The 5,838-nt window shown below is 64.6% G+C and carries 5 protein-coding genes; 2 read left to right on the top strand and 3 right to left on the bottom strand.

The genetic code is table 11. The annotated features are described in order from the left end of the window. Positions 1 to 125 precede the first annotated feature (125 nt). Positions 126 to 989 carry a DegV family protein gene (locus Q0K15_RS10290; RefSeq protein WP_294515761.1) on the bottom strand — a complete coding sequence of 288 codons (864 nt, stop codon included), beginning with the start codon at positions 987 to 989 and terminating at the stop codon, positions 126 to 128. 142 nt (positions 990 to 1,131) lie between these two features. Here Q0K15_RS10290 and Q0K15_RS10285 point away from each other — a divergent pair, with 142 nt between their 5' ends. Next, positions 1,132 to 1,719 carry a TetR/AcrR family transcriptional regulator gene (locus tag Q0K15_RS10285; protein WP_294515760.1) on the top strand — a complete coding sequence of 196 codons (588 nt, stop codon included), beginning with the start codon at positions 1,132 to 1,134 and terminating at the stop codon, positions 1,717 to 1,719. Between the two features lie 30 nt (positions 1,720 to 1,749). Here Q0K15_RS10285 and Q0K15_RS10280 read toward each other — a convergent pair whose 3' ends face one another. Next, positions 1,750 to 2,739, bottom strand: coding sequence for a tRNA nucleotidyltransferase (locus Q0K15_RS10280; RefSeq protein ID WP_294515759.1), 990 nt, complete (start codon positions 2,737 to 2,739; stop codon positions 1,750 to 1,752). A 196-nt stretch (positions 2,740 to 2,935) separates the two neighbouring features. Between Q0K15_RS10280 and murC the strand changes: the two genes are divergently transcribed. Then, on the top strand, positions 2,936 to 4,309 hold the full coding sequence (gene murC / locus Q0K15_RS10275) for a UDP-N-acetylmuramate--L-alanine ligase (protein ID WP_294515758.1): 1,374 nt from the start codon (positions 2,936 to 2,938) through the stop codon (positions 4,307 to 4,309). A gap of 26 nt (positions 4,310 to 4,335) precedes the next feature. Here murC and Q0K15_RS10270 read toward each other — a convergent pair whose 3' ends face one another. After that, positions 4,336 to 5,676 (bottom strand): MATE family efflux transporter, encoded by a 1,341-nt coding sequence (locus Q0K15_RS10270; protein ID WP_294515757.1) that lies wholly within the window; start codon positions 5,674 to 5,676, stop codon positions 4,336 to 4,338. Positions 5,677 to 5,838 lie beyond the last annotated feature (162 nt).

Genomic DNA, 5,838 nt, shown 5'->3' with positions numbered 1-5,838 from the left:
ACGCCTCTCCGCTTAAAACTCAATCTTTCCTACCGGGGGCTCTTTTTTGTACTGTCCGCACAACATGGGGCAGTTCATTGTTCTGAAGCGGGTCCTTTTTCTTCCCGCATATGGATGGGACTCTGTCAGTCCAGCACCTGGACGCCAGCCCCCAGAATACCGTCGCCGATGTAGACGCTCAGGGTGCCGTCAATCTGGCCGTCCCAGATGTGGTCGTAATTGGGCAGCGCCGCCTTCAGTTTCTCCCGCAGCTCCTCCATCTCCTCCGGAGCGCCGCCGTTGGCCACCGCGATGTTATACTTCTTATGGCTGCCGCAGGCCTTCACCGTCAGGTCCACCAGCTTGTCCATGACCTGCTTCCGGCCACGGACCTTGGCCACGGACTGGAGCTGCCCGTCAGCGGCGAAGGTGATGAGGGGCTTGATCTGGAGCATGGTGCCCGCCATGGCCGCCACCTTGCCGATGCGCCCTCCCTTCTGGAGGTACTCCAGCGTATCCACCGAGAAGAAGGGGGTGGTCCCTTTGATGAGTTGGGGTACCCGCTTGTGCGTGAGCTCCCGCCAGGAGGCCCCGCCACGCAGGTCCTCAGCCAGCTGCAGCATGGTTATGCCGATGCCCAGAGAGCCGCTCACCGAGTCATAGACCTTGATCTCCAGGTCCTTCCGCTCCTCTGCCATAAGCCGCACCATGTTATAGGTGCCGGAGAGCCCTCCGGAGAGCATCACCGCGATGACCCCGTCATAGCCCTGCTCGGCGATGCGGTCGAAGGCCGCCGAGATGTCCTCCCCCGTGGGCAGTGAGGTCTTGGGCAGCTCTCCCCGCTTCAGCCGGGCATAGATATCGGCGGCGTGGATATCCACGCCGTCCCGGTACTCCCCGTCGGCGCAGCGGATGCGCAGAGGGACCACATGGATGCGGTTCTCCTCCGCCACCCGGGCGGACAGATCGGCACAGGAGTCGGTAAGCAGGGCGATCTTACGAGGGGCCATTCGGACATCATCTCCATCTGTTGACAGGGCTCACGCCCCCGATATATAATCAGCATGTATAGTCTCACATAACGGTGTTATGCTACCTTGTATTATAGGCTATCCCATTCCCCTTGTCAACGGGAAGAAAGGAGGCTCACACATGGAGTATGCCCAGCGGAGAAAGCTCCAGAGCCAGGAGACGGAGCGAAAAATCCTGTACGCCGCCCTGGAGCTCATGCGGGAGCGGGGTTTTGACAAGGTGTCCGTCCGGGACATCTGCAAGGCTGCCGGCATCACCACCGGTGCCTTTTACCATCACTTTTCCTCCAAGGAGGCCCTGCTGGAGCACGGTTTCGCCCCCCTGGATGACTATATGCACTCCGTGCTGGAGAACAGCGGGGATGAGAGCCCCGACCAGCGGCTGTGGCGGCTCCTGTCGGCCTACGGCCGGTTTATGGAGCACAGCGGCGAGCTCATCGGCCGCTACTACCAGCAGCGCATCGCCGAGCCCGGCACCAAGAGCATGGACCCCAGCCGGTACACACTCCGCTCCATGGTGGAGTGCTTCCGCCAGGCGGAGCGGGAGGGCATCCTGGCCCCCGGACATTCTCCCGAATGGATCGCCGATTTCTGTTTCCGCCACTTCCGGGGGGTGGTGGTGGACTGGGTCCTCCACGGCTACTCCTACCCTCTTCTCCCCAAAATGGAGGAGGACTACCGGCTCTTCGTTACCCTGTTCCACGCCTGATCCGGATACAGCAGCGGGGCTCTGACACTGTCAGAGCCCCGCTTTTTTCAAAACTTCTCGTAACTTCTCTTTTGTATTATCCTCTGGGTATTCAAAAATATGGCTTTTCAGCGTATCCAGTGCCGCCCGGATGGCAGCACCCCGGAACCCCATGGCGTGCAGCTCTCCGCCTGTGAGGGCGGGCACCGGCGACCGGTCCGCCAGCACCGCCCGGCGGAGGCGCCGCTCCACCGGCAGCGTATTGATGTCCAGTCCAGTTCTTTGACAAAACCCCCGCCATCGCTCCTCCGGCGTAGCCGGGAGGACGGCCAGACCGGTCAGGTCCACCTGCCGGGCCGGGGCGCCGAAGCGGGTGAGCATCCCCAGCTCCACCGGCAGGACGCACAGCTCCGGCCGCGGGGAGAGGAGGGTCTTTTCCAGCTCCGCCCGGACCCGCTCGCCGGACACCTGCTCCAGCCCCGCCGCCTCCCGGCGGAGGGCGGCGGCAGTCTCCTCCTCGATGGCAAAGCCCAGCTGGGCGGCGAAGCGCACCGCTCGGAGCATCCGCAGGGCGTCCTCCCGGAACCGCCGCTCCGGGTCCCCCACGCAGCGAACCAGCCCTGCCGTCAGGTCGGCCCGGCCGCCGAAGGGATCGGCCACGGTGCCGTCGGGCAGGAGGGCCATGGCGTTAATGGTAAAATCCCGCCGGGCCAGGTCCTCGGTGAGCCCCACTCCGAACACCACCCGGTCGGGCCGGCGGCCGTCGGAATAGCCCTCCTCCCGGCGGAAGGCGGTGACCTCCAGGGACATGCCGTCCAAAAGCACTGTCACAGTGCCGTGGCGGAGTTCGGTGGGGACGGTGCGGGCAAAGAGGGCTTGGACGGTCTCCGGCCGGGCCGAGGTGGCCACGTCCCAGTCCCCCGGCGTCCGCCCCAGCAGGCTATCCCGGACGCAGCCCCCCACGGGGCAGGCCGCCTCCCCCGCCGCCCACAGGGTCGCGCAGCAGGTCCTCACCGGCCCCGGTACCCGTTCCCACTCCATTTTATCCCCTCCCAGGTATCTTTTCCTTGCTTAGCGCCTATAATGGCTGTATAATGAAGGGTACGAAACAAAGGCCCACGGGGCTTGGCCCGCCGCGGCCGGGACCGGACGGGCCATTTTTGCGGGCGGTCGGGTCCTCTGTTCCTCCTCTCCCGATACGCCACATTATAATCTTCCAAAAAGGGTGTGTAAACCCATGACTGACATGGATATTCGTCCCTATATCGCCCCCGGACACCGGGCCCATCTCATCGGCATCGGCGGCGTCTCCATGGCGCCTCTGGCCGAGGTCCTCCACGGCGCCGGCATGGTCATCACCGGCTCTGACATGCGGGAGGGTCCCGCGGTGGAACACCTGCGTAGCCTGGGCATCACCATCCACATCGGCCACCGGGCCGAGAATCTGGGCCAGGCCGAGCTGGTCATCCGCACCGCCGCCGTCCACGACAACAACCCGGAGATCGCCGCCGCCCATGCCGCGGGCATCCCCGTCTTTGAGCGGGCCCAGGCGTGGGGCGCCATCATGCGGGGCTACAAGCACGCCCTGTGCATCTCCGGCACCCATGGAAAGACCACCACCACCTCCATGTGCACCCACATCATCATGGCCGCCGGGCTGGACCCCACGGTGATGATCGGCGGCACCCTCCCCCTGCTGGGGGCCGGCCACCGGGTGGGCAAGGGAGACACCATCATCCTGGAGAGCTGTGAGTACTGCAACTCTTTCCTCTCCTTCTTCCCCACCATCGCCGTCATTCTGAATATCGAGGCCGACCACCTGGACTTCTTCAAGGACCTGGACGACGTGGAGCACTCCTTCCGCCGCTTCGCCGACCTGGTTCCTGAGGGTGGCCGGATCATCGCTAACCGGGACGATGCCAACACCATGCACACCCTGGCCGGCGAAACCCGCCCCATCACCACTTTCGGTCTGGAGGAGGGCGACGTCCACGCCGCCAATCTCACCTGGACCAACGTCCTGCCCACCTTCGACGTCATCTACCGGGATGCGGTCTACGCCCATGTGTCCCTGTCCATCCCCGGCCTCCACAATGTGAAGAACGCTCTGGCGGCGGCAGCCTCTGCCATCGCTCTGGGCGTGCCCGGCGAGGCGGTGGAGCGGGGCCTGGCCCAGTTCCGGGGCGCCGGACGCCGGTTCGAGCACAAGGGCACCTACCACGGCGCTGAGGTCTATGACGACTACGCCCACCACCCCGGCGAGCTCAAAGCCCTGCTGGACACCGCCTGCACCCTGGGCTACAAGCGGGTCATCTGCGCCTTCCAGCCCCACACCTACACCCGCACTGCCGCCCTCTTTGACGACTTCGTGGAGGTGCTGAAGAAGCCCGATATCACCCTCCTGGCGGAGATTTTTGCCGCCCGGGAGACCAACGACATCGGCATCTCCTCCAAGGACCTGGCCGACCGCATCCCCGGCGCCCGGTATTACGCCACCCTGCCTGAGGTCACCGCCGCCCTCAAGGAGCTGGCCCAGCCCGGTGACCTCATCCTCACCGTGGGCGCCGGCGACATCTACACCGTCGGCGAGGCCCTGGTGAAGGGCGAGTAAATTCCCCCATAACGCAAAGCGCACCCTCAGTGGAGGGTGCGCTTTTTTGTCCCCTGCCGGGTGTCCCTCAGCATGAGGGCGGCCACCGGCAACGCCACCACCAGCTCGGTGATGGGCATGGCCAGCCACAGGGCGTCCGCCCCCAGCAGGGCGGGGAGGGTCAGGATGAGGAACCCACTGATGAGGGCCCCCCGGGCCACCGACACCGCCATGGCGGGCAGGGGGCGCAGCAGGGACTGAAAATAATAGGTGGAAAAAATGTTGAAGGGCAGCAGCAGGAAGGAGAGACCATAGCAGCGGATGATGGCGGGGGCGATGGCCAGCACCTGCGGCGTGGGCGACATGAAGATGTAGACGAAGACCAGGGGTGCACCCAAAGCCGCCGCCGTCCAGAAGAGGCTGAATGCGGCGGTAGCCAGCAGGGAGCAGCGGAGGGTGGCCCGGATGCGGTCCCACCGTCCCGCCCCGAAGTTGGTGGAGAGGATGGGCTGGGCAGCCTGTCCCACGCTGTAGGCGCAGCACTGGACAAAGGTGCTGACATTTACCAGGATGCCATACACCGACAGCGCGTCAGCTCCGGCATAGGTCATGATCTGCCGGTTGAACAGGATGGTCAGGATGCCCATGGCGGCGTCCACAAAGCAGGCGGAGAAGCCGGTGGTGCCAATCTTCGCCAGCCGGACCGCCAGCCGGGTGGGCCGGACCAGCCTCAGCGTGTTTTTGGGGGAGAAAAAGTGGCTGAGGAGGACGCAGAAGGTGATGAGGGCCCCCAGCACCGTGGCCAATCCAGCACCAAAGATACCCATATCCAGGCCGAACACAAAAAAGTAATCCCCAAAGATGTTGAATATTCCGCCGGCCAGGACGGCTCCGGTGGCCAGCCCCGGAGCGCCGTCGTTGCGGAGGAAGCAGGAGAGCATCTGGTTGAGAAGGAAGAGGGGGACGCCGAACTTCACCGGCAGCAGATACCGCCGGGCCAAGGGCAATAGGGTATCCTCGGCGCCAAAGAACCGGAGGAGGGGGGCGTCAAAGAGGCCCACCACGGCCCAGCACAGGGCGGCCAGGACCACAGAGGCCAGGAGGGCGGCGGTGAAATACTGGTTCTCGGCCTCCTTCCCCCGGACACCGCTCCCTCTGGCCGCGGCGAAGAGCACCGAGCCGCCGATGCCGGTGAGGAGCCCCAGGCTGTAAATCAGGTTCCAAACGGGAGCCACCACCGCCAGGGCGGCGGTGCCCTCCGGGCCCTGGTACTGCCCCACCATGGCCATGTCCACCATGCCGTAGATGGAGCTGATGAGGGCGCTGCCAAAGGCCGCGGCCAGATACCGCCCGTACAGCCTCCCCACGTTTTCCCGCAGAAGGTCCATGATCCTTTCTCCTCCCCGCAAAATAAAAAGCCGGATAAGAAAACAGGCGTCTCAGCCTGTCCTCTTATCCGGCTCATCATTTCTGCCGAATGACTTGCCCTCCGAGTAAGCGTGGGCAGTATAGCACATCCGCTGCTGAAAGTCAACCCATCACAGCTCAGC

The organism is uncultured Intestinimonas sp. (genome assembly GCF_944387245.1).
Taxonomy (GTDB): domain Bacteria; phylum Bacillota; class Clostridia; order Oscillospirales; family Oscillospiraceae; genus Intestinimonas.
This window is presented reverse-complemented; position numbering and strand designations above follow the sequence as displayed.

Excerpts from the sequence above, each read along its gene's own strand:
- Q0K15_RS10290 (WP_294515761.1), bottom strand. The coding sequence starts at position 989 with ATGGCCCCTCGTAAGATCGCCCTGCTTACCGACTCCTGTGCCGATCTG.
- Q0K15_RS10285 (WP_294515760.1), top strand. The coding sequence starts at position 1,132 with ATGGAGTATGCCCAGCGGAGAAAGCTCCAGAGCCAGGAGACGGAGCGA.
- Q0K15_RS10280 (WP_294515759.1), bottom strand. The coding sequence starts at position 2,739 with ATGGAGTGGGAACGGGTACCGGGGCCGGTGAGGACCTGCTGCGCGACC.
- murC (WP_294515758.1), top strand. The coding sequence starts at position 2,936 with ATGACTGACATGGATATTCGTCCCTATATCGCCCCCGGACACCGGGCC.
- Q0K15_RS10270 (WP_294515757.1), bottom strand. The coding sequence starts at position 5,676 with ATGGACCTTCTGCGGGAAAACGTGGGGAGGCTGTACGGGCGGTATCTG.